Origin of the sequence: Campylobacter concisus (genome assembly GCF_050447485.1) — a bacterium.
Taxonomy (GTDB): Bacteria; Campylobacterota; Campylobacteria; order Campylobacterales; family Campylobacteraceae; genus Campylobacter_A; species Campylobacter_A concisus_BQ.
This window is the reverse complement of sequence record NZ_JALMFY010000001.1, coordinates 722682-746945: the sequence shown is the minus strand read 5'-3', so window position 1 is coordinate 746945 and position 24264 is coordinate 722682. Positions and strand designations below refer to the sequence as shown.

25 protein-coding genes and 1 other RNA gene are annotated in these 24264 nt (G+C 39.3%); 23 read left to right on the top strand and 3 right to left on the bottom strand.

Features of this window, described 5'->3' with window-relative positions; all coding sequences use genetic code 11:
• Positions 1-85: 85 nt before the first annotated feature.
• The 16 genes from exbB (at position 86) to MTT29_RS03765 (ending at position 16239) form a co-directional block, all read left to right on the top strand.
• Positions 86-514 (top strand): TonB-system energizer ExbB, encoded by a 429-nt coding sequence (gene exbB, locus MTT29_RS03840; protein ID WP_021087981.1) that lies wholly within the window; start codon positions 86-88, stop codon positions 512-514.
• Positions 501-884 carry a TonB system transport protein ExbD gene (gene exbD, locus MTT29_RS03835; protein WP_429799804.1) on the top strand — a complete coding sequence of 128 codons (384 nt, stop codon included), beginning with the start codon at positions 501-503 and terminating at the stop codon, positions 882-884. The genes exbB and exbD overlap by 14 nt, the downstream gene beginning before the upstream one ends.
• Positions 859-1683 (top strand): energy transducer TonB, encoded by an 825-nt coding sequence (locus tag MTT29_RS03830; protein WP_429799803.1) that lies wholly within the window; start codon positions 859-861, stop codon positions 1681-1683. Before exbD ends, MTT29_RS03830 begins: the two co-directional genes overlap by 26 nt.
• A gap of 585 nt (positions 1684-2268) precedes the next feature.
• The gene (locus tag MTT29_RS03825; RefSeq protein WP_021086578.1) at positions 2269-3669 is read left to right on the top strand and encodes an aspartate ammonia-lyase; all 1401 of its coding nucleotides are present in this window, start codon (positions 2269-2271) and stop codon (positions 3667-3669) included.
• Between the two features lie 91 nt (positions 3670-3760).
• Positions 3761-5104, top strand: coding sequence for an anaerobic C4-dicarboxylate transporter (locus MTT29_RS03820; RefSeq protein WP_103599392.1), 1344 nt, complete (start codon positions 3761-3763; stop codon positions 5102-5104).
• A 301-nt stretch (positions 5105-5405) separates the two neighbouring features.
• On the top strand, positions 5406-7679 hold the full coding sequence (phsA, locus tag MTT29_RS03815) for a thiosulfate reductase PhsA (RefSeq protein ID WP_429799802.1): 2274 nt from the start codon (positions 5406-5408) through the stop codon (positions 7677-7679).
• A gap of 9 nt (positions 7680-7688) precedes the next feature.
• Positions 7689-8252 (top strand): 4Fe-4S dicluster domain-containing protein, encoded by a 564-nt coding sequence (locus MTT29_RS03810; protein ID WP_107936265.1) that lies wholly within the window; start codon positions 7689-7691, stop codon positions 8250-8252.
• The gene (gene nrfD, locus MTT29_RS03805; RefSeq protein ID WP_429799801.1) at positions 8245-9180 is read left to right on the top strand and encodes an NrfD/PsrC family molybdoenzyme membrane anchor subunit; all 936 of its coding nucleotides are present in this window, start codon (positions 8245-8247) and stop codon (positions 9178-9180) included. Before MTT29_RS03810 ends, nrfD begins: the two co-directional genes overlap by 8 nt.
• Before the next feature lie 90 nt (positions 9181-9270).
• Positions 9271-9939 (top strand): response regulator transcription factor, encoded by a 669-nt coding sequence (locus MTT29_RS03800; RefSeq protein WP_021087309.1) that lies wholly within the window; start codon positions 9271-9273, stop codon positions 9937-9939.
• The gene (locus MTT29_RS03795) at positions 9923-11029 is read left to right on the top strand and encodes a sensor histidine kinase (protein ID WP_103599047.1); all 1107 of its coding nucleotides are present in this window, start codon (positions 9923-9925) and stop codon (positions 11027-11029) included. Before MTT29_RS03800 ends, MTT29_RS03795 begins: the two co-directional genes overlap by 17 nt.
• Before the next feature lie 49 nt (positions 11030-11078).
• Positions 11079-12089 carry a Holliday junction branch migration DNA helicase RuvB gene (ruvB, locus tag MTT29_RS03790; protein ID WP_429799800.1) on the top strand — a complete coding sequence of 337 codons (1011 nt, stop codon included), beginning with the start codon at positions 11079-11081 and terminating at the stop codon, positions 12087-12089.
• A gap of 23 nt (positions 12090-12112) precedes the next feature.
• Positions 12113-13192: a cytochrome C gene (locus MTT29_RS03785; protein ID WP_429799799.1), complete on the top strand. Its 1080-nt coding sequence runs from the start codon at positions 12113-12115 to the stop codon at positions 13190-13192.
• Positions 13193-13229: 37 nt separating this feature from the next.
• Positions 13230-13850 carry a hypothetical protein gene (locus MTT29_RS03780; RefSeq protein WP_429799798.1) on the top strand — a complete coding sequence of 207 codons (621 nt, stop codon included), beginning with the start codon at positions 13230-13232 and terminating at the stop codon, positions 13848-13850.
• Positions 13851-13933: 83 nt separating this feature from the next.
• Entirely contained in the window at positions 13934-14974 is a 1041-nt protein-coding gene (locus tag MTT29_RS03775) for an AI-2E family transporter (protein ID WP_429799797.1), read from the top strand.
• Between the two features lie 13 nt (positions 14975-14987).
• Positions 14988-15359, top strand: a complete 372-nt coding sequence (locus tag MTT29_RS03770) for an HIT family protein (RefSeq protein WP_429799796.1) — start codon at positions 14988-14990, stop codon at positions 15357-15359.
• A complete protein-coding gene (locus tag MTT29_RS03765) occupies positions 15352-16239 on the top strand; it encodes a cache domain-containing protein (RefSeq protein WP_107916540.1) in 888 nt (295 codons plus the stop codon). The genes MTT29_RS03770 and MTT29_RS03765 overlap by 8 nt, the downstream gene beginning before the upstream one ends.
• An 87-nt stretch (positions 16240-16326) precedes the next feature.
• Here the strand turns inward: MTT29_RS03765 and panB are convergent, their stop codons facing one another.
• Positions 16327-17142, bottom strand: coding sequence for a 3-methyl-2-oxobutanoate hydroxymethyltransferase (gene panB / locus MTT29_RS03760; RefSeq protein WP_429799795.1), 816 nt, complete (start codon positions 17140-17142; stop codon positions 16327-16329).
• Positions 17143-17227: 85 nt separating this feature from the next.
• On the opposite strand from panB, the gene MTT29_RS03755 reads away from it, so the two are divergent.
• The 4 genes from MTT29_RS03755 to MTT29_RS03740 all read left to right on the top strand — a co-directional run bounded on the left by MTT29_RS03755 (position 17228) and on the right by MTT29_RS03740 (position 20005).
• Positions 17228-17632 (top strand): hypothetical protein, encoded by a 405-nt coding sequence (locus MTT29_RS03755; protein ID WP_004317574.1) that lies wholly within the window; start codon positions 17228-17230, stop codon positions 17630-17632.
• A 30-nt stretch (positions 17633-17662) separates the two neighbouring features.
• Positions 17663-18021, top strand: a transfer-messenger RNA (tmRNA) gene (gene ssrA / locus MTT29_RS03750).
• 283 nt (positions 18022-18304) lie between these two features.
• Complete coding sequence (locus tag MTT29_RS03745; protein ID WP_429799794.1) at positions 18305-18763, top strand: hypothetical protein; 459 nt, start codon at positions 18305-18307, stop codon at positions 18761-18763.
• 6 nt (positions 18764-18769) lie between these two features.
• Positions 18770-20005: a transcriptional regulator gene (locus tag MTT29_RS03740; protein WP_429799793.1), complete on the top strand. Its 1236-nt coding sequence runs from the start codon at positions 18770-18772 to the stop codon at positions 20003-20005.
• A gap of 123 nt (positions 20006-20128) precedes the next feature.
• Here MTT29_RS03740 and sppA read toward each other — a convergent pair whose 3' ends face one another.
• Positions 20129-20992: a signal peptide peptidase SppA gene (gene sppA / locus MTT29_RS03735; RefSeq protein ID WP_429799792.1), complete on the bottom strand. Its 864-nt coding sequence runs from the start codon at positions 20990-20992 to the stop codon at positions 20129-20131.
• A complete protein-coding gene (gene mqnF / locus MTT29_RS03730; RefSeq protein ID WP_429799791.1) occupies positions 20980-22197 on the bottom strand; it encodes an aminofutalosine deaminase family hydrolase in 1218 nt (405 codons plus the stop codon). The genes sppA and mqnF overlap by 13 nt, the downstream gene beginning before the upstream one ends.
• A gap of 84 nt (positions 22198-22281) precedes the next feature.
• On the opposite strand from mqnF, the gene aroQ reads away from it, so the two are divergent.
• From aroQ to folK, 3 genes are read left to right on the top strand one after another with little or no spacing between them, the layout of a single operon-like run.
• Positions 22282-22761 (top strand): type II 3-dehydroquinate dehydratase, encoded by a 480-nt coding sequence (gene aroQ / locus MTT29_RS03725; protein ID WP_009294223.1) that lies wholly within the window; start codon positions 22282-22284, stop codon positions 22759-22761.
• Positions 22758-23783 carry a M24 family metallopeptidase gene (locus MTT29_RS03720; RefSeq protein WP_429799790.1) on the top strand — a complete coding sequence of 342 codons (1026 nt, stop codon included), beginning with the start codon at positions 22758-22760 and terminating at the stop codon, positions 23781-23783. Before aroQ ends, MTT29_RS03720 begins: the two co-directional genes overlap by 4 nt.
• On the top strand, positions 23780-24256 hold the full coding sequence (folK, locus tag MTT29_RS03715) for a 2-amino-4-hydroxy-6-hydroxymethyldihydropteridine diphosphokinase (RefSeq protein WP_429799789.1): 477 nt from the start codon (positions 23780-23782) through the stop codon (positions 24254-24256). Before MTT29_RS03720 ends, folK begins: the two co-directional genes overlap by 4 nt.
• Positions 24257-24264: the final 8 nt, after the last annotated feature.

Genomic DNA, 24264 nt, shown 5'->3' with positions numbered 1-24264 from the left:
TTTTAGATTACATTTTTACAATATATTTGACATTAACTATCAATATAGTTATAATCACGCTCAAATTTTAAAACTAAGAGGTATTATGGAACTTTTAAAACACAACATTGACTATATAATCATCGGTATTTTGGGCGTTATGAGCTTTTTTGTGCTTTGGTATACGATAGAGCGTATCATTTTTTACTCACGCGTAGATATAAATAGCTACAAAAACATCGAAGAGCTTGATGGGGCGCTGACAAAAAATTTAACCACACTTTATATCATCTACTCAAATGCCCCATATATCGGACTTCTTGGCACAGTTGCTGGCATCATGATCACATTTTATGACATGGGTATGGCTGGCGGCATCGATACAAAAAGTATCATGATCGGTCTATCTTTAGCGCTAAAAGCGACCGCATTTGGCCTACTTGTGGCGATCCCAACGCTTATGATCTACAACGGCTTTGTTAGAAAAGTCGATGTCATGATAAACAGATACAAGGCCAAAAATGCGTCTAAATAAAAAAGATGGGCTAAATATCGTCCCATTTATCGATATCATGCTCGTTTTGCTAGCCATCGTGCTAAGCATCTCGACCTTCATCGCTCAGGGCAAGATCGCAGTCGATCTACCAAGCGCTAACAGCACCGAGCAGATAAAAGAGGAAGAGAAAAAAGTGAGTGTCGTTATCGATAAAGATAATAAATTTTTTATAGATGACGCGGAAATTTCGGAAGATGAGCTGAAAGATAAGCTAAATGCCATTGATACTAAGACTTTAGTGCAGCTAAAAAGCGACAAAAACGCTAAATTTGAGAGCTTTGTGAAGGTCATAGATATATTAAAAGAAAAGGGACACGAAAACTTTGCAATCCAAACAGTCTCTGAATAGAATTTCAAACTATAGTGGCTTAGCAGTATCGGCGATAGTGCATGTAGCAGCAGCTTATTTTTTGCTTTCACATAACTTTAGTGAGATAAAGATAGGCGAGCAAAAACCTATAAAAATAGCTCTAAATTCATTCACTCCAGTGCCGCAAACTTCAGCTCCGCAGATAAGCGAACAAGTGCTAATACCAGAGCCAACACCTCCGGCTCCACCGCCAGAGCCGCCAAAACCAGAACCTAAGCCGGAGCCAAAAATAGAGCCAAAGCCACTGCCAAAACCAGAGCCAAAAAAGGTAGAAAAGCCTAAAACTGAACCTAAAAAAGTGGAGAAAAAGCCACTGCCAAAGCCTGAGCCTCGCCCTGAGCCAAAAATTGAGCCAAAGGTGGAGCCAACACCTGCTATCACTGCGCCATCTCCTGCCGCGACCCCAACACCTGCTATAAATTCAAATTTACCAGCAAATAACAAGTCTATCGCCGCAACTCCAGCTCAAAAAGTAGCGCAAGAGCTAAATTTATCAAACGCACAAAGCGATGAGGACTTTAGCAAGGTTATAGCGGCTGTGAAAAAGCATAAAAACTACCCAAATAACGCTAGAAGGATGAAGCATCAAGGCGTTGTTGAAGTTAGATTTTTGCTTAAAACAGACGGCAGCATAGACGAGCTAAAGGTTACTAAAAGTTCAGGCTTTGAGTCGCTTGACAATGGTGCTTTAGAAAATGTCAAAAGAGCAAGCTCTGAGTTTCCAAAACCAAAAGAAGACCGCTATCTTCGCTTTCCGATAGCATTTACATTAAGATAGTTTTGGTTTTTTGACTTATTTTTTGCAAAATATATTAATGTATAAGATAAGGATTTTTACGCTTAGTAAAAACTTAGCTTAAGTTATATTTAAAATAAATAAGGACAAATGATAAATTTTTAATCAATTATTATTCTTATGGTTGCCTTTTTAGGAGCTGTTTTAAAAGATGATAGCAAATTTAATAAAATTTAATTTTTTACCTTACTTACTGCTAAACAAAATATTATTTTAAAAATTTTTTAACTATTAAATTTTAGCCTGGCTGTTATAAATTTTGTAAATTTATATTTATTTTATATTAAATTTTCTCAAAAATGGCTTTTAAACTTAAAGTGTAGGACAAATCTGAGATAATTTACTCCTTTTTATATAATAAAAAAGTAATATTATTAGTAATATAACAATTTAGACAAGTAAATTCCTAAAAATTAGCTTAAATATGAAATATAATTTTGCTTCAAATGTCGTCCTATCAACCAAAAATCTTAAAACTTAAAAAAAATAAGTAGTCATTAATATTTAAAATCTCAAATACCTATATAATTTCACTTGGTAACAATTTTTTACTAAGGAGAAGCTGTTATGGCAACCAGAAGAGAACATGATTTTATTGGCGAGTTGGAAATTTCTGACAATTTTTACTATGGCATCCAAACATTTAGGGCTACTGAGAACTTCCACATGAGTGGTAGAACATTAAAAGAGTATCCATACTTTGTAAAGGCATTTGCACAGATCAAAAAAGCTGCTGCGCTTGCAAATAAAGAGGTTGGCGTTTTAGATCCAAAGATAGCTGATGCTTTGGCAAAAGCTGCTGATAGAGTAATAGCTGGTGAGTTTTTAGATCAATTTGTCGTTGATATGGTTCAAGGTGGAGCAGGAACAAGTACAAATATGAACTCAAACGAGGTTATCACAAATATCGCACTTGAGAGCCTTGGCCATAAAAAAGGCGAGTATCAATACATCCATCCAAATGATCACACAAACCTTGGACAAAGCACAAATGACACTTATCCAAGCTCTATTAAAGTAGCAACTTATGCAAAACTTACTGACTTGCTTGCTGCTATGAATTTACTAAAAGATGAGCTTGAGAAAAAAGCAAAAGAATTTAAAGATATCATCAAAATGGGTAGAACAGAGCTTGAAGATGCCGTCCCTACAACACTTGGCAATACTTTTAACGCATTTGCAAGCTACATCAAAAGTGACATCGAAAAGATCACAGCAGCTCGTGAGTCAATGACACATCTAAACATGGGTGCAACTGCGATAGGCACAGGTATCAACTGCCACCCAGAGTATAAAAATGTAGTTGTTAAAAAACTAAAAGAGATCACTGGAGTTGATTTTAAAAAGGCTGATGATTTTATCGCTGCTACGCAAGATACTGCAGACTTCGTCCATGTAAGTGGTGCGCTTAAAACTGCAGCTGTTAGACTTTCAAAAATTGCAAACGACTTAAGACTAATGAACTCAGGTCCAAGATGTGGTCTTGGCGAGATAAATTTACCTCAAATGCAACCAGGCAGCTCAATCATGCCAGGTAAGGTAAATCCAGTTATCGCTGAGGTTGTAGGTGAAGCTTGCTATGAAGTAATCGGCAACGATGTAACTATCATGCTTTGCTCTGAAAGAGGCGAATTTGAGCTAAATGCGTTTGAGCCAGGCATCGCTTATGCACTATTTAACTCTATATTTATCCTTGAAAATGCTATGAAAACACTAGCCCAAAAAGCTATCAAAAAACTTACAGCAAACCCTGAGGCTTGCCTAAAATCAGTTCTTGGCTCAGTTGGTATCGTAACAGCATTTAACCCATATATCGGTTACGAAAAATCAGCAAGTATCGCTAAAGAAGCCCTTCAAACAGGCAAAGCAGTTGGCGATATCTGCCTAGAGAGAGGCTATCTAAGCAAAGAAGAGATCGATAAGATTTTAGAGCCTAAAAATATGCTAAATCCGAGCATGGTTAAGTAAAATTTTAAGCAAAGTATTATTAAAAGCGTGCCAAAATTCTGACACGCTTAAGTGGTGATTTTAGTAATAAAATTTAATAAAGGAGTTTTCGATGGATATAATGCTGATCTTACAGATTATAGTCCTATTTGGCGGCATCTATCTTGGTGTCAAACTAGGTGGTATGGGCGTTGGCTACGCAGGTGGTCTAGGCGTTGTGATACTTGCTTTACTTGGTATGAAAGTCGATATGAAAGATATCCCTATGGATGTTATCTTGATCATCGCTTCAGTTATCTCAGCGATCACAGCTTTGCAAGTTGCTGGCGGACTTGACTATTTAGTTCAAGTAGCAACAAAAATTTTACGCAAGAATCCAAAACAAATCAACTTCCTTGCTCCGATAGTTACTTACTTTTTAACTATCCTTGCAGGAACTGGACACACTGCGTTTTCTATGATCCCTGTTATCGTTGAGGTTGCAAAAACTCAAAACATCAAACCTTCAGCTCCACTTGCGCTTTCAGTTGTCTCTTCTCAAGTAGCGATCACTGCGAGCCCTATCTCAGCTGCTTTTGTTGCTATGAGTGGTCTATGTGAGAAGCTAGGTGTTAGCTATCCAGTGTTGTTATTTATTTGTATATCAACTACATTTGTAGCGATGATTATCACTGCGTTTATCATCAATAAATTTTACGATCTTGACCTTTCAAAAGATCCTATCTATCAAGATAGACTTGCAAAAGGTTTGGTTGCAGAGGTTAAGGATGTCGAGTATCACGAGCCAAAACCATACGCAAAAAGATCAGTTGCTATCTTTGCAGTTGGTGTTTTGATCGTTGTTTGTTATGCGCTATGTATCTCAAAGAGCTTAGGTCTTGTAGAAAAACCTATACTTTCAAGAGATGCAGCTATCATTAGCTTCATGCTAACTATCGGCTTTACGATAGCAGTAGCTTGCAAGGTTGAGACAGGCAAACTTCTATCAACTAGCACTTTCCAAAGTGGTATGAATGCGTGCATCTGCGTTGTTGGTATCGCATGGCTTGGTACTACATTTGTTAATGGACACCTTGACGCTATCAAAGAGGTTGCAAAAGACTTCGTTACTCAGTATCCATTTATCCTAGCTGTTGCGCTTTATTTCTTAAGCTGCTTGCTATACTCACAAGCTGCTACAACAAAGGTTATGATGCCTGCTGTTGCTGCTGCTCTTGGTATGACTAGCCCTGAAAATTCAGGTCAAATTTGGATCCTTGTAGCTTCATTTGCTGCAGTTTCTGGTCTATTTGTATTGCCAACATATCCTACAACACTAGGTGCGATAGCGATGGACGATACAGGAACTACAAGAGTTGGTAAATTTGTATTTAACCACTCATTTTTCATCCCAGGAACTATAATGGTTGCATTATCAGTTATCCTTGGATTTATAGTAGCTCCAGTTCTTATATAAAACTTAAGCCGAGATCTCTCTCGGCTTTTTATTCTTCTTTAAATTTCCAATTTTTTATATCAAATTCTTAAATAGTATCTCTTTTTAAATTTAAATTTTTCATTTTTATAAATCACGCAAAAATCGCGCTAAAATTTAATCCATCTTAATTTATCATTTTTAAAATTTGCTCTATTTTGATATTTGATCTCACATATCATAAAAAATAAAAACTAAAAAAAATTATTAAATAAAATTTAATTTTAGTTTCAACTTTAAATAATAAAATAACAAAAGTAAAATTTCTTTTAAAGGGAGAAAGATGAGCTTAAATAGAAGAGAATTTTTAAAATTCAGTGCAGGAGTTAGCGCAGCTGCATCATCTCTATCAGGTGGTGCTTTGCAAGGTGCTGCAAATGGAGGCGAAAAGCACGTTCATAGCTTTTGTGAGATGTGCTCTTCAAGGTGTCCTATCGAAGCAAAAGTCGTTGATGGCAAAGTTCGCTTTTTAAGTGGCAATCCAAAAGCTGGCGGCACAGCAACCTCTCTTTGCGCAAGAGGCGGCTCAGGACTTAGCCAGCTCTATGATGAAAATAGGATCAAAAAGCCGTTAATTAGAGCTGGTGAGAGAGGCGAAAATAAATGGCGTGAGGTTAGCTGGGACGAGGCGCTTGACTATGTCGCCTCAAAGATGCTTGAGATCAAGCAAAAGTATGGCCCTGAAAGCTTTGTCTTTACCTGTAAAAGCTCGCAAACGCACAAGCTAATGGTAAATTTTGCCTCAGCTTATGGCTCGCCAAACTGCTTTTCACACTTTTCATGCTGTCCGATCACCTATCAAATGGTCTGCGAGCAGATGTATGGCATAGCTAAGCTAAAAAGAGACTTTGCAAATGCAAAATACGTTGTAAATTTTGGCCACAACCTCTTTGAGGGTATCGTCATAGCTGATGCTAAAAAGCTTGCTAAATTTGCAGCTAGCAAGGATACAAAGCTACTTGTGCTTGAGCCAAGATTTAGCGTTGTGGCTTCAAAGGCCGATGAGTGGTTACCAGTTAAACCTGGCACTGACCTTGCCTTTGTGCTAGCGCTTATCAACACTTGGATACAAAATGGTACTTACGATAAAGAATTTATAGAAAAATTTACAACTGGCTTTGATGAGATTGTTAAAAGCGTAGAGGGCAAAACGCCTGAATGGCAAGAGACAATCACTGGCATAAAAGCAAGTGATGTTAGACGCATCGCTGATGAAATTTATAAAGCTGCTCCAAGAGTTATTTTTGATTTTGGGCATAAGACAACTACCACAAGAGCTGAATACATGAGGACAAAAGCCATCATGGTTGCAAATGCGATGATGGGCAACTGGGAGGTTAAGGGCGGTCTTTTTGGTGGCAAAAATGCAAAAACCTTTAACAAGCTAGTTGGCGAGGATAAATTCCCAGTTCTTAAAAACCCAGATGATAAATTTAAAGTGCCAAAAGTCACTAGACTAGACTTTGCTGGCGAGGCTGGAGCGCATAAATTTGTAAACAGAAAACATGGCGTTTTGATGGATATAGATAACGCTATCTTAAACGAGAAGCCTTACGCCATAAAAGGCTGGTTTAACATCCGCTTTAACCACCTCATAAACGTGGCTGAGACGATGAAGAGCATAGAGGCGATGAAGAGGCTTGAGCTCATCGTAGTTAGCGATGTCTATCTAAACGATATGGCGACCTTTGCTGATGTCATCTTGCCTGAGAGCAGCTACCTTGAGCGCGACGAGGGCATAGAGGACAAGTCAGGTCTAAAACCAGCTTATATGATAAGAAATAAAGTCGTTGATCCAGTTGGCGACACGAAGGACGGGGCGTTTATCTTTAGAGAGCTAGCACGCCGCATGAAGATAGACGAGCTTTACACTTGGAACGATATACGTGAGTTTAGGATGCAACAAGCTGGTGGAGATGTAAATTTACTCGCCGCACTAGAAAAAGATGGCTTTATCACGTGGGATGAGCCGGGAATTTTATTTAGAGAAAAAGGCATGATCGATAAATTTGTCGCTAAATATCCAGCAGCTGCTAAATTTGTAGGAGAAAATGGCTTGATGGACGATATGGCTAAGCTTAAAACAAAAAGCGGCAAGATAGAGCTATTTTTACCTGATGTCGAGGCACAGTTTGCAGGGTATGGCGCGCTAAATGACAAAGATATGGACACATTTGACGGACACGAGCTTTGCTTAACTTGCGGCAAAACGCCTATCCATACCAACGGCCACACTCAGGCAGTGCCATTTTTAAATGACCTTATGAGCGATAGCCCTATCTGGATCAATCCAAACACCGCTAAAAAGCAAAATTTACGTGACGGCGACACGGTTTTAGTCAAAAATAAATTTGGCGAGCAAAAGGGCAAGCTTATGGTGACTGAGGGCATTAGAGAAGATACACTCTTTATCTATCACGGCTTTGGACACATCACGCCAGGCCTTAAGAGTATAGATCACGTAGGGCTTAACACAAGCGTGCTTCTTGATCCAGCTGAGGGTCCGGTGGCTGCGACTATGGTTACAAATGTTGGCGTTAGCATAAGTAAAGCGTAAGGATAGAAAATGAAAAAATATATGATGATACATGATGAAAATTTATGCATCGGCTGTCAAGGCTGCTCGGTAGCTTGCAGAAGTGCAAACAACGTGCCAAGGGGACTTTACCGCTTTCAGGTGCATGCAAAGATGAGTGGGACATTTCCAAATTTAAAGACTGACTTTTTACGTCAAAGCTGCGTTATGTGCGAAGATGCACCTTGTGTTGAGGTTTGCCCAACTGGCGCTAGCTTTAAAACGGCTGATGGCGTGACACTGCTTGATCACAGAATTTGCGTTAGCTGCAAGTACTGCATCCTAGCCTGTCCATACGATGCTCGCTACGTCTTACCAGATGGCGAGATAGGCAAATGCACATTTTGCTATGAGAGTAGGCTAGAAGAGGGCAAAGAGCCAGCTTGTGTTAGCGTCTGCCCTACAAATGCCCTAACTTTTGGCGACGTAAATGATGAAAACTCTAAAATTTCAAAGAAACTAAAAGAGAGCAAATACTACTTGCCAAAAGCGGAGTTAAACACAAAACCTTCACTTGCAATGATCGCAAATACAAAAGGAGCACACCATGAATAACATGTCAGGAAGCCTAGCTCAATACACAGAAATTTACTGGGGCTGGCCGATAGCTTTTTATCTATTTTTAGCAGGACTTAGTGCAGGTGCTAGCATCGTTGCTGTGCTTATCTCAAATAAATTTGGCAAGGATAACTACTACTTTAAAGCAGCCGCTCTTATCGCTCCAGTGGCGATCGTCCTTGGACTTGCTCTTTTGGTACTTGATCTTGGTAAGCCGCTTAGCTTTTACTGGATACTCTTGCTTTACAACTTTGACTCAGTTATGTCAATAGGCGTTGCATTGCTTCTAGTTTATACGCCTCTTAGCGTTATATACGCTATTGGTGCGTTTAAAAATGAGATCGCGTCGCTTAAAATTTCTCTTTTTGACGCGCTTGCAAATTTAGCTAGCAAGCTTTCAGGTTTGCTTGGAGTTTTGCTTTTCATCTTAGGCATCGGCGTTGGCGCATATACGGGCTTTTTACTAAGTGCAGCTCACAAGATCGCACTTTGGAACACGCCAGTTTTGCCACTATTATTCTTAGTTTCTGGCTTAAGCTGTGCTGGTGCTTTTACACTGCTTCTTGGCGTGCTAAAAGATGAAAAGAGAGCGCAAAACCAAACTGCACACTTTTTATTAAAATTTGACTTTTTAGCGATAATAGTCGAGTTTTTGCTGATAGTCGCTCTTTTTATGGTTGTAAAAGGTGCAAGTGCAAGTGGTGCGCAGAGCGTAGCAAACGCACTTAGCGCAAATTCTCTTGGGCTGATGTTTTATATCGGTGTCATAGGTCTTGGTATGGCTGTGCCTATCATTTTGGACTTAAGCGTTTTAAAGGTGCATGATTTCAAACGCGAATTTGCCGTGCTAAACGCTATTTTAGTCATTTGCGGTGTCTTTTTGCTAAGATATTACATAGTCTATGCAGGACAAATTTTTATTTAATACTTAAAAAAGAATTTTAATTTGAAATTTACCTATTAAGTATTACAATAGATAAAAATCTTATTAAAGTTTGTTTTTTAGGAGAACATTTTGAAGATTTTGCTTTTAGAAGATGATTTGGGGTTTCAAGAGAGCGTCTGTGAGTTTTTGCAGACGCTTGGTTATGAAGTTACAGCGGTGAGCGACGGTCAAGAGGCTTGCGACTTGATAGAGAAAAATTTCTATCACCTTTTTATACTTGACATAAAAGTGCCTGGAGTAAATGGTCACGAAGTCATCAAGTATATAAGAAGTCTAAATCCAAACGCTCCTATCATGATAACGACATCTCTAGTCGATATAGACGATATGGCGATTGGCTACGAACTTGGCTGTAATGAGTATCTAAAAAAGCCATTTGAGCTTGCTGAGCTTAAATTTAGAGTTGCTGAGCTTATGCGAAAATACTATGGCACTGACGATAAAAACATAGTTAAGATAAATGACGAGTTTAGCTTCAACCTAAACAAGCGTGTGCTATATAAAAATGACAAAGCTGTTGATCTTAGTGCAAAAGAGGTCGCTTTGGTCGAGTGTTTGGTCTCACATCTAAATTCTTACGTCAGCATGGAGGAGCTTAGAGATCTTGTCTGGAATGACAAAGATATAGAGGGCGCTGATATAAGGATGCACGTTTTAAAGATAAGAAACAAGACAACAAACGACTTTATCATCTCAAAGAGGCGCATAGGCTACAAGATAGATGCACAAGAGCTTTAAGATCCAGATCATAGCGACATTTGTCATAATGTCGCTTTTTTGCTTTCAAAGCTTTGTGATCTTAAATTTAAGCCAGAAAAACAGCAGCTCAAAAGCCCTTTTTGGTGCTATGAAGCATGAAACCATCATCAAAAATTCATTTCTAAAAAACGAAAATATAGTTAGCTCATTAAAATATAAATTTGCTATCTATGATGTAAATTTTAAACCCATCATCTCAACCCTTACCAAAGAGCCAAGCAGCTTTAAATTTGTAACTCTAGAAGAGGGCGGGTACCTTTTTTACAAGAGCTTTTTTATAAAAGACAAGACCCCTTACTACATCGTAGTAGAAAAGGAGCTCGATAATAAAAAGAGCCTCTTTTTAACAGCTATAACGCTGCTTGTCATCCTTGTGGCAGTGCTATTTATCGTCTATTTTTTATATCTAAGTAGCGTTAAGCCTTATAAAGAGTTTCAAAAGTATATGAACAACTTCTTTAATGACGCTATGCACGAGCTAAAGACGCCACTTGGCGTAGCTGGCATGAACCTTGAGATGCTGGGGCTTGAAAACAAGTATATAACCCGCATCAAAAACGCCCTAAAACAGATGCAAATAACCTACGAAGATGTCGAGTACTTCATAAAGCGAGGCTACATCAAATTCCCACTTGAGAGGCTAAATTTAGGTGAGTATGTTAAAGAGCGAGTGAAATTTCTCTCAAGCGTGGCTGATGTCAAGCACATCGTAGTAAAGACAAATTTAGCAAGCGAGGCATTTACTATGCTAAGCAAGGTAGAAGCTCAGCGCATCATCGATAACACCATCACAAACGCCATAAAATACAGCCCAAAAGAGAGTGAGATAATAGTAAATTTAGAGCTTGAAGCAGAGCGCATAAAGCTTAGCGTGCAGGACTTTGGCAAGGGGATAAAGGACGTCAAAAGGGTCTGGAAAAGATACGTCAGAGAGGATGAAATTCAAGGCGGATTTGGTCTTGGGCTAAATATCGTCAGTGAAATTTGCCAAAAACATGAAATTTTATACGGCGTTGATAGCGTTTATGGCGAGGGCAGCACCTTTTACTATAAATTTAAACGAGCTTAGATTAAGCATAAAAGCGTAAAATGAAGCCTTAAATTTAGAAGGAAAAACTTTGGATAGAATCGTTGAAATCGAAAAAGTAAGCTTTGAAAACGACTTTGAAGTCTCGCTTAGGCCGACAAAATTTGAAGACTACATCGGTCAAGAAAAGATAAAACAAAATTTAGACGTCTTTATAAAGGCAGCCAAAAAGCGAAATGAGTGTCTAGATCACGTGCTATTTTACGGCCCTCCAGGACTTGGTAAAACCACCCTTGCTCACATCATCGCAAACGAAATGGGCGTAAGTATCAAAATGACCGCAGCGCCGATGATAGAAAAGAGTGGCGACCTAGCAGCGATCCTTACAAATTTACAAGAGGGCGACGTGCTTTTTATCGACGAGATCCACCGCTTAAGCCCAGCTATCGAAGAGGTGCTTTACCCTGCGATGGAGGACTTTAGGCTAGACATCATCATAGGCTCAGGGCCTGCAGCTCAGACTATCAAGATAGACCTGCCAAAATTTACGCTTATTGGCGCAACGACACGTGCTGGTATGATCTCAGCGCCTTTAAGAGACCGCTTTGGGATGGATTTTAGGCTGCAGTTTTACACAAGTAGCGAGCTAAGCCGTATCGTGCAGATCGCCTCAGCCAAACTTGGCAAAGAGTGCGATAAAAACGCCTCGCTTGAGATCGCCAAACGCTCACGCGCCACGCCTAGGATCGCTCTTAGATTATTAAAGCGTATCCGCGACTTTGCCGAGGTAAATGACGAGCTAGTTATCAGCCACGAGCGTGCAAAGGAGGGACTTAATGCGCTTGGGGTAAATTCGCTTGGATTTGATGAGATGGATATTAGGTATTTAGAAATTTTAATGCAAGCAAGGCGCCGTCCGATGGGGCTTAGCACGATCGCTGCGGCACTTAGCGAGGACGAAGGCACGGTTGAGGACGTGATCGAGCCATATCTGCTTGCAAATGGCTTTATCGAGCGCACCGCAAAGGGCAGGATCGCAAGTGCGAAGTGTTTTGAGACCTTTAACGTCAAGATCGACATCGAAAAAGGGCTTTTTGAGTAGCGAAATTTAAATTTGGAGCAAAAATGAGCGAGCCACATCTTTGTCCTAAGTGCAAGCAAAGGACGATTTACTTTGACGGGATCTGCTATTGGTGCAGGCAAAAAGAGAAGCTGGAGTTTTACGAGGGCTTAAGCGAAGACGAGATCAAAAAGAGGCAGAAAGATATCCTCGCTCGCATTGACGAGCTATATAAATATGATGAAATTTACAGCGACCTCACATATATTTTTTATCTGCATGGCATTTGCGATGAGCAGATCATTAATGAGCTTACAAAAAACGGCGAGTACTACCCACCTGAAATTTACAAAAAGGCTTCAATAAAGATCAGAGATGAGCTTATAAAGAGGCTTTCAAGCGAAGAAAATATAGTCAAGCTAAATCACATCCTATCAGCACTTGCGTGGCAGGGCGATGAGGTAGTAAGGGAGCTATTTTTTAGGCTTTATGGTGCGCCAAAGCCTTGGAAGACGAAGCTTTATGCCGACACTGATGGATACTCGCAGACTGCTGGCTGGAGCTTTGATAGCAGTGGCAAGAGAAGAAGCCTTGTTTTTGATAAGTGTTTTGTTTGCGAGCCAAGTCAAAATGCAGACGCAAGCGTTAAATTTAAAGCTGCAAATGATGAAAAATGTAAATTTTGTAGCGGCAAGATGCTAGAACTCACCATCAAAAAGGAGAGCCTAAAGCGATTTGGACTAGAGCTTAAAAATGACGCTGTGCTTAAATTTTGCCCGACATGCATTGGCTTTGTGCAGTACTTTTGCCAAAATGACGGCAATAGCGTGCAAACAGAAGTTGTAGGCGAGGGCGAGAGTGAGGACTATGTAAGAGAGGCTGTGGCGGTGCTTGATGGGCAAAAATTTGAGCTAGCAAACGAGGTCTGTATGCACTATGCGGCTATGATCGATGGTGAAATTTTACTTGGCGGATATCCGCAGTGGCAGCAAGACGCGGAGTATTTGCACTGCCCAAAATGCGGTAAAGCGATGAAATATCTAGCGCAAATCCCTTTTGGTGGCTTGATAGACGGCGAGGGCACTATCTATATGCAAATTTGTGATGAGTGCGAGATCGTCGGAGCAAATTTCCAGTGTACGTAAGAGAAAATTTATAGAATTTAAACAAAAAAGGGGTTTAATGCGTATAATAATAAATCAAGGTGAAAATATAGATAAATTTATAGATGATTTTCGCATATTTTTACATAACAATTTTGGCGATTTTTTAGAAAGTAAATGTAATATCTATTTGGGTGGGTTTAGCAATAAAGTACTAAAATATTCTAATGCCGATGGTATTGTTGATTGTTTTAAAGACAAACCAAAAATCATAAGACAAAAGCTAAAAGATATGCTTTTAAAAGATATTGAAATGTTTAAGCAAGAAAGTAAAAAGCTGAATGAATATTTTGAAAAATATAGAAAAGCCATTATTAATAATCGTTCAAAAACAACAATACGGAAACATAAAGATAATTATGACAATCTTGTAAAAAAGATTGAAAATTTTTTTATTTTAAACAAAATTTATGATGTATTTGAAGATAGCAGTAAGTGTAAATTTTTCTGTGAGTGTACAACATATCAAAATCGTAAAGATAATAAATTGATAAGTGTTGTTTATGAAGCATTTATAAGTGCAACTATCGATAATAAAGAGTATTTTTATACTGGAAAGGTCTTGAGAGATAATATAGATATAGCAAAAGATAGTTATAAAGTGTATATGAATATGAAAACATTTGAATTAGAAATGTAGTGTTATACTAAATTGTTAAAATTTTTACTGAACGAGTAGGTAAAATAAAATCTGCTATAATTACCCCATTTTAAGGGAGCGAGATGAATAATAGGCTGTTTTTTGGAATTTTTGCGTTTTGTGCTTTGGCTTTGGTGGTCTATCTTTTTAAACCATTTTTACTTGACATTTTTATCGCAGCGCTGCTCGCGGTGGCTGTTGCAAACGTGCAGATCGCATTTTTAACGCTTACTAAAAACCGCAAGACGCTCTCGTCAGGTCTTACGACATTTGCGCTTCTTTGTTTATTTATCGCGCCGCTTCTTTACGCAGTCGTGGAGATCGCGAAATACGCAGCCGGCTTTGACATAAACAACGTCACAAAGACGATCGAGTTTATCAAAAACTACGACTTTAGCCTGCCAGAGTCGATAAATTTCTTAGAGCCAAAGATCAAGGAATTTATAGGTGGGCTTGATATCAAGATGCTATTTTCGCAAGTCGCTGCTAATCTTGCAAATTTAGGCAAACTAAGCCTTAAATTTGGCGTTGATATGATCATCATCCTGGTCTTTTTCTTCTTTTGCAACCTTTATGGCAACGAGCTTATAAGCTACCTAAAAGAGGCGCTTCCCCTTAAAAAAGAGGACACTGAGTCGATACTAAGCGAGGTTGGCAACGTGATGGGCGTCGTTTTTTACTCAACCATCGCAAATATGATCATTCAGGGCTTTTTATTTGCCATTATCACCAGTTTTTACGGCTATGACGGCGTGCTAACTGGCATCTTTTTTAGCTTCGCTTCACTCATCCCAGTCGTTGGCGGATTTTTGGCGTGGGCGCCTATTAGTATTTATGAGTTTGCAAATGGCAACACATCAGCCGCTATCACGATCGCACTTTACACTATTATCGTGATCTCGTTTGCCGCAGATACCTTGCTAAAGCCGCTTGTTATTAAATTTATAAACTCAAAATTAGTCAAGATACCAACAAAGATAAACGAGCTACTCATCTTTTTTGCGATGATCGCTGGTATCACGACGTTTGGCTTCTGGGGCGTGATCCTCGGACCTGCGATCGTGACATTTTTTATCTCAACGATCAAGCTTTACACGCTTTTGCGAGAGAGAAATTTCGTATAAAATAGGGGCAAAAATGATATATGAAGATAAATTTATAAGAGTTGAGCGCGAAAAGAACGAGCTTCCGTGGGTGAAAATTTTTAGCGCAAAGCCATATAGGGAGCTAAGTGACTGCGATGAGGCGAGTAGGGCTAGACTTTTTGAGGCTATGCTGGTGGCTGAAAAGGCTATGCTTGAGTTTTATAAACCAACTAAGATAAACATCGCAAGCTTTGGAAACTACGTGCCACACGTGCATATTCATGTTATTGCGAGATTTGAAAACGATGCATTTTTCCCAGATAGCGTTTGGGCTAGCCCAAAGAGAAAAAGCGAGCTTGAACTGCCTAAATTTGACGAATTTGCTAAATTTTTAGAAAAAAAACTAAGGCTTAGTTTTGAGTAAATACAAAAAATATTTTAATATTTATATTGTTTTAGTCGTTTTTGCGCTGCTTGGTAGCCTTTTTTACTTTCTTTATAGCTCATACATGGCTGAAAAAAAGCAAAACAATATGCGTGTCTTTTTTGACTATCATGTGAAACAGCTAAACAAAAGCATCGATGATGAGAAATTTTCATCAATGGCGATCTCGATCCTGCTTGCTCAAAATGAGTCTATACAGATGTGCTTGCTAGGTCAAAACCGCGACGAGTGCGTAAAAAATATCGAAAATTTGACCAAAACCCTTGGTGCAGCGTCGATGTATAACAACATCAAGCTTCATCTTTACGACAAAGATCTAAAAAGCTACGTAAGAAGCTGGGATCTAAACAGATATGGCGACATGATCGCTAGTGGTAGGTTTTTAGTCCAAGAGTCAAGGCGTCAAGATAGGCCCATGGTTGGCATCGAGGCGTGGTATGCTGGAGTGCATATAAGGGCTGTTTCAAATGTGATGCATGAGGGCAAAAACATCGGTAGCATCGAGGTTTTACTAAACTACGACTCACTTGGAAATTTCTATAAAACGCAAGGCATCGACCTCTTTGTGCTCCTATCAAAAGATAAGATGCCAGCACATAAAAGCGCTCCAAGTGATCAAATTTTAAGTGATTATTACATCGAAAATTTAAGCAGTGCAAATTTAAATATAGTTGGAATTTTGCGCGATATCGACCTTAAAAAGTATGAATTTTACGTATATAAGACGCACTATTTTTGCGTTGTGCCGCTACTTGATGCTAGCAACACGCAGATAGGCTACTACGTCCTTCACGTAAATACCGACGAAAAAGAGCGAAACATCTCGCAAAATTATCTTGAATCAGAAGAGCTTTTTTAAATTCAAAAAGTATGCTCTAGTGCTTTAGTGTTGCTAAAGCTTTTTGCAGAGTTTTTATGGGCTACTTTATAAGCTTGGACTATAAATTTAGCCCTTATATGAAAACTCTTCGCTTGGGAAAATTTTGTTTTTTACTTCGCCAACGTAGCTTTGCACGCCTTTTCGCACAAGAGTGGCTCCATCAAGATAGCGCTTAACAAATTTTGGCTTAAAGTCCTCGAAAAATCCCAGCATATCAGACCAGACAAGCACCTGACCATCAACGTCTGGCCCAGAACCTATACCGATAACTGGCACACGAACCTGTCTTGTTATCTCGCTTGCTACATTGCTAAGCGTGCCCTCAAGCAGTATGCTAAACGCACCAGCTTGCTCAAATGCCAAAGCCTCCTCAACCAGCCTTTTTGCCTCAAGCTCGCTTCTGCCTTTTATCTTATATCCGCCCTCAAATTTAAAAAACTGCGGTTTTAGTCCGATGTGAGCCATCACGTTTATGCCCTCTTCGCAGAGGCGTTTTACTAAATTTACCTGATGCATGCCAACTTCAAGCTTCACCGCATCGGCATTTGTCTGCTTAAAAAATTTCATCGCATTCTTGATCGCTTGTTTTTCGTTTGTGTAGCTGCCAAATGGCATATCAGCTAGGATAAAAGTCTTTGTAGCCCCGGCGCAAACAGCCTTTGTGTGATAAAGCATAGTACTCATATCAGCACTTAGTGTGCTCTCTTTCATATTAAAGCTCATATTTAAGCTATCGCCAACAAGGATAAGATCAGCATAATCATCAAAAATCTTAGCAAATAGCGCATCATAGGCGGTTATCATCACGATTGGTTCAATGCCTTTTTTATTTTTTATATCATTTATGGTGAGTTTTTTCTTTGCGATTTTTTCATCTTTCATGGCTAAGTCCGGTAAAATTTGTGATAATGCTAACAATTTTATCAAAATTTTGCTACAATTACGCCAATTTCTTAAGGACATGAAAATGGGTATATTAAAAAGGCTTGAAGTCGATTATTCTTATGATATAGTTGAGGAGTTTCTCTCCCACTACACTTTGATGTGCGATTTACTAGAGCCTTTGATAATAAATTTAGGAAGAGCTGATAAGTATAAGGAGAGTATTTTAGAGCTTTCTAGGATCTTTCACAATATCAAATCAGCAGCAGGTTTTATGCATCTTGACCCGATCTTGAAACTAACGACTTTAGCTGAAGAGGTCACTCAAGAGGCTAGAAGCTTAAAAGGTCCAGCAAATGATAAATTTATAGATTGGTTGCTGCTTATTAGCGATCAGTTTCATAAATACAAAGGCGACGTCGAGAAAGACCTAGAGTATTTTAGCGTCCTTGAGCCAAAGATCATTGACGTACCTGCAAAGCTTGACTAAACAATCCAACTAAACCATTTCATTTTTTATGGGAGCGACTTGGCTTCGACAGGAGCAGAGTGTGTACGGTGGCACGTCGCTTTGAGCAAAGCGTAAAAAGCTCAAATTAAATTTAAACGCAAACAACGTTAATTTCGCTCCTGCTTACGCTAAAGCTGCGTAAGTTCAGTTGAGCCTCGCTTTGTCTCATTCTAGCTAGGATGTAAGCGAGTAATTTAGCTAGAGTAGGTCAGCAAAGTGACTGCTTGCTAGCTGAAATTTTAGTCTTAGTCTAAATTTTGGTTTTGGAAAGTGAGCCTTTTTAGATGAAATTTTCACTTTTGCTAAGCGTGTAGAGGCTGTACGGATTTTGTTTTTGGACAGGGGTTCGATCCCCCTCGCTTCCACCATCTACTTTAAATTTCCATTTTATTCTACGATTTAAATATTATTTTAAATTTTACTTATTTTTAAAAAATATAAATTACAATATTTAAAAAACAAAGGAGGCTTATATGGCAAATAGTTTTGGATACATTTGTGATTTTAGTGATGGTTTCGCTGCGGTAAAAAAAGAAGAGAAAGTAGCTAGGTATGAGCCTAGCTACTTTCTCAAGTGCGTTTAGAAGATTGCGTAAGAGAAAAGGATTAGACAGCTCGAAAGAACAAGACAATAGTAAGGAGGAATAAGCAATGAAAAATAAAGCATTACTTTATATTTTATTAGTTAGTTTATTTTCAACTATAAGCTTTGCAGCAGTAGATTGCTCCGACCCAAAAAATAGACCTCGCAGCATAGGTGGAGTATTGAGGGGGGGAAAAAAAGAGTGCTATCGTAATCTCAATGCTGAAACAGCTAAACGTGACTTAGATTTAACTATCGGACGTAACCCAGTTACTGGAGAGGTTACTTCAAGAGCTAAGTTAGCTGGTGGAGATAATGCCACTATGCGATTAGAAAACGCTCAAATGAATTACGGCAAAAAGAAATATGAGCTTGAAGAGGCAGAGAAATTTTATGCTGATGACCCTAGCGTTAAGAATTCTAACCGCTTAGATAAAGCTCGTAAGGCGTTTAAAAAAGCGCAGCTTGATCTTGAGGCAGCAGAAGAGATAAAAGGTAAGGCAGATATGAGAAAGGTAGAAGAGTAAAAAATAATGTTTTATCATTTAAAAAATAAAGACAAAACTATTTTAGAATTTAGTATTAATGCCAAAGAATACAACGATATAGGCGGTAAAAATTTCAAATATGAAGTTGTAAATATTGCAATTAAAGACGCTTCGTATTTGCCTAAAACTATTGATATAAACGATTTAAATAACTCTTTAAAATCATGGATTGAAAATAGAAGAATACCGAATAATAGACGTTTTGTAGAAAAGGTTGTTGCTTCTTATAGTTCAGATAAAAAGCGTAGTCTTATGGACTATATCGACGTATCATTTGGGCTTAGTTTAAATGATACGTTTTGGGTTACTCCAGCTGGCGATGACTATAAATGGAAAAACTATAATCTTTACGATAATAAATTTGACGAGGCTTTGTCTTTAGTCGCCTTTAGTGGTATGAGCCATAAAGTAAGTGGCTTTACATCTTCGCCTGAATATACAACTAACGGAATGCTTAAGAAGTGCTGGTATAGAGAGTGGGACGGAATTTATCTATATAAAGGCTCTAGTAAAGCTTACGCAAATAATGGTAAAGAGGCTTACGCAGAATTTTATATGGCTCAAGTAGCGCAAGCTTTGGGCTTTGAGTGTATAAAATACGACTTACAAAAATTTCACAATGAACTGATAAGCTCGTGCAAAATTTTTACAAGCCAAAATGAGGGTTACGTGCCTATGGGTAACTTTTTTAAAAGAGGCGAGCTTTCGGTTGAGAATAGAAATATGAAAATTGCTGCGATTTATGGAGAGGATAAACTAAGAGATTTGCTAGTATTTGACGCACTTATTTATAATACCGATAGGCACTTGGGTAACTTTGGTATGATTGTAGATAACGACACTGGTATGCCATTAAGAGCAGCACCGATATTTGATAATGGCTTATCGATGATTAACTTCTTAACTCAAGATGAATTAAAAGATATTGATACTGCATTGAGCGATAAAATTTCTTGCTTTGATTATGGATTTAACGAACAACTAAAGCGTTTTGTATGTGATAGACACTTAGAGGGCCTAGAAAAGCTTAGTAAATTTGAATTTAGAAAGCACGCTAAATTTAACTTAAGTGACGAGTGGCTAGAGCCGATACAAAAGCATATACAAGATAGAGCAAAGCTAGCTATAAAATTTTGCAATGAAAATAAAGACGAGCAAAAGAGCGAGCAGGCGGAGCAAATTTTAAATAGGCAGGCAGTAAGAAAGTGCTTCAAAGGATAAATAAAACTACTTTTTTGATAAAAATAGCAGAGCGAGATATTTTTGTGGATAGCGAAGGGAATTTCAGATAAACTAGCTATAAAAAGCTTTGCCAGCCAGTTAAATTTAACTTGGCTGGTTTATTTATCTAAGCTTTGTCTCAAAAAATGCGCCAAAAAGCGAGTTTATGCCTTGCTTTGTAAATTTCTCCATTATCTTTTCTAGCTGCGGTTTTTCTTGCCAGACTGGCTCATCTACGAGGCTCATTTTAGCTAGCTCATCTTGAGCGTCTATATAGCTGCCAAGGCTATCTATTAGCCCCATTTTTAGAGCATTGTGCGCCAAAAAGACCCTTGCATTTGCCCACTCGTCTTTTTTCTTGATGTCTAAATTTCTAGCCTCCGCCACGTCGCTTACAAAGAGCATGTAAGCGTCATTTACGAGCCCCTGCAAGCTCTCACGCTCTTGCTTGCTCCAGCTTCTCATAAAGGTGCCAGCCTCTTTAAACTCGCCGGCCTTCACCACCTGCTCGCTCACGCCTAAATTTTTGGCTAAATTTTCGATGTTTGCCCCTTGCATGATGACGCCAATGGAGCCTATGAAAGCGCCTGGGTTTGCGACGATAGTATCAGCATTTACGCCAGCGTAGTAGCTGCCACTTGCCATGTTGCCAGCTGCGTATGCGAGCACTTTTTTGCTCTCTTTTAGTCGCTTGACCGCCATGGCTAGCTCCACGCTAGGGCTTAGCGCGCCGCCTGGACTGTCGATGTAGAGCAGCACGCCTTTGATGTTGCTATCAACTCTTGCCTTTTCGAGCTCGTCTAAAATTTCACTAGTATCCACTATCGTGCCGGTGATGTCGATACGGGCTAAATTTGGCTCTTTTATCTTGCTATCTGGCGCGAAAATAAAAAATAAGATCAGCAAAAATATGAGCGCCTTAAAGTAGCTATTTATAAATTTAAAAATTCCCAAAATTCCTCTAAAAATAAGCCTTAAAATTTGCAAATTTTGCCTCCGATATATAGTTTTTTAGCCTCGTTTGTATGAAGTATGAGCTGAAGTATTAGCTCGCTGTCATCGCACTCTAGATCGTTATAGACCGCAAGATCAGCCGCGCGTCCTGCTTTTATCTCGCCGTTATTTGTCCTAAGCGCTTTTGCGCCCCCATGCGTTGCAGCGACAAAAAGCCTAGTGGCAAGCTCGTTTAGATCAAGGCTAGCGTGGGTAAAAAGGGCGGCTCTTAGTTCATGCCAAAAATTTAGGCTGATATTTGAGCTAAGGCCGTCTGTGCCGATATTTAGACTGACGTTATTTTTGAAAATTTCTTTTAAATTTAGCGCCTTTTTGCCAAGTAGTCTGTTTGAAACGGCGCAGTGCGTCACGCTGTGATGAGGCTCAAATTTAGCAAAATCGCTCACATAAACGCAGTGCGTAAAAAGGGTATTTATCTCACGAAACATCGCAAAGTAGCTCTTCGCATCATACATCGGCTTTGGATCTTGGCTAAATCTTAAAAGATGCTTTTTAAAGCCACCGCTGCCGTGCTCTAGCCACTGCTTTTCAGCCTTGCTCTCTAAAAAGTGCGTGCTAACAAGAAGATCATCTTTTTTAGCTATCTCAAGGGCGACTTTTGCGAGCTTTGGGTGCACAGAGTAGGGCGAGTGCAGCGAGATAGCTGGGGTGAAATTTTGGCTTTTATAGCCCTTTATTTTTTCAAATTTAGCTAAGAAATTTTGTAAATTTTGCTCACTCATCTGCTCGCTTGAACCTAAAATTTCACTAAAAAGCACGACTTTTAGCGGACTATCAGCTAAAATTTCAAGCTCCAAGCCAAAGCTAGATATCTCACCAATGGCACAAACTCCGCTTTTAAGTAGTGAATTTATAGCTTCATTCATCGCTTTTTTAGCGTCCATCTTGGCTAGCTCGCCGCCTTTATCGACGATAGAGCCAAGCCATTTTATAAACTCACCATATTTTAGTGTGCTAACGTTTGAGCTAAACTCTAAATGAACGTGCGTATTTACGAATGCTGGGGCTATCACGCTCTCACCAAAGTCGCAAATTTTCGCCTCTTTAAATTTCTCAATCGCTGCTTTTTCGCTTAAAATTTCTAAAATTTTATCGTCCTTAATGACAACACAAGCATTTCTTAAAATTTTTGGATTTTCTCCGCCAGTGATGATCTTTTTTGCTTTTAAAATTTCCATTTCTAGCCTTAAATTTTTGTTATTGTAGCGAAAATTTAGGAACGAAAATGTATAATTTGGGCTATTTAATCAAAAAGGAGTGACATGGATAAGAAGCTAAAAATAATGGTTATCCAAGGCCCAAATATCAACATGCTTGGCGCTAGAGAGCCAGGAATTTACGGCGTTATGAAGATGGAGGATATCCACTCTCAAATGAAGATCGTCGCCGATCAAAATGACGTTGAGATCGAGTTTTTTCAAAGCAACCTTGAGGGCGAGCTAGTTGATAAGATACAAGAGTGCTTGGGCGATGCTGACGGCATCATCATAAACCCAGCTGCCTATACTCACACATCAATAGCTATCCGTGACGCGCTAAGTGCGGTTGCGCTGCCGGTTATCGAGGTGCATATCAGCAACGTTTATAGAAGAGAAGAGTTCCGCCATAAAAGCCTTATCGCGCCAGTTGCGGCAGGCCAGATCGTGGGCTTTGGACCAGTTGGCTATCATTTGGCGATGATAGGCATGCTTCAAATTTTTGAGCAGATAAAAGCAGTAAGAGCAAATCAAAACGCACAATGAATTTCATCTTAAAGGACGAAAACGCCGTATTTTACGAGTGCGGTTACAGCTGCGACAATGAGTTTTTGCTATGCCTTGATGGCGTGAAATACTTTTTCACGGATGCGAGGTATTATTTTGAGGCAAAAAGCTGCGTAAATGCAGGCGTGGTCGTTCTTTTGGCGCAGAGAAATTTAATAAGCGAGGTGCGGGCATTTTTAAGAAAGATGAAGCCAAAAAGCCTTGTTTTTAACCCTGATGAGCTAAGCTTGAGTGAGTTTAACGCACTTAGCAAGGGTTTTAAGATAAATTTCAAGCCAAAGGCAAATTTCTCTAGGCTAAAGAGAATTTGCAAAAGCGAGGATGAGATAAAAATTTTAAAAAGAGCTAGCGAATTTGGAGCAAAATGCTTTGATGAATTTGCTAAATTTGTGCGTGAAAATGGCGAAGGAATGAGCGAAAAAGAGCTTCATTTTAACGCCTCGCTCATATTTAGGCAAAAAAACGAGCTAGGTCTTAGCTTTGATCCGATCGTGGCGATAAATGAAAATGCCGCAAAGGCGCACGCGCTGCCTGGGGATAAAATTTTAAAAAAGGGCGATTTGCTGCTACTTGACGCTGGAGTTAAATTTAAGCGTTACTGCTCTGATCGCACCAGAACTGCTTGCTTTGATGAAAATTTTAACTTCTCAAAGGAGCAAAAATTTAAAAACGCCAAGATGCAAGAAATTTACGAGATCGTAAAAGAGGCTCAGGCTGCTGCAATAAAGGTCGCAAGAGCTGGCATTAGGGCATGCGAGATAGACCTTGCGGCAAGAAATGTGATAGCAAAGGCTGGATATGAAAAGGCCTTTTTTCACTCGACAGGACATGGCGTGGGAGTCGATATACACGAGCTTCCAGTCATCTCAGCAAGGAGTGAAACGCTCATAAAAGAGGGCATGGTCTTTAGCGTGGAGCCTGGAATTTATTTAGAAAATGAATTTGGCGTGCGCATCGAGGACGTGGTGGTCGCAAGAGAAGGTGGATGCGAAATTTTATGAGGCTAGCTGGAGCAAGAAAGATCGTAAAAAGCCGTTTTTGCCCTAGTTTTTTTGAAAAAAGAGAAGAGTTTAAGTATGAGGCGCTAGTTGGCATGGGTGGCAACATCGGCGATAGCGCAAAGAGGTTTGATAAATTTATAAGAGCGATTACAAGTGATAGCAGGTTTCATGTAGTTGAAGTCTCGCCGATTCTTATAAATGCGGCGTTTGGCTACGAAGCGCAGGCTGATTTTAGTAACGCTGTTATAAATTTACAAACATCTATGAGCCCTAGAAATTTGCTAAAAATTTTGGGGCATTATGAGAGTAAATTTAAGCGCGTGAGGATGTTTAAAAATGCGCCACGCACGCTTGATCTGGATATTTTGTATTTTAGTAAAAAAGTCTATAAGACGCCGCGCCTTATCGTCCCGCACCCAGGGGTTAGTAAGAGGCTTAGCGTGATCGTGCCACTAGGGCTTATGAGAGGTTAAAGGATATA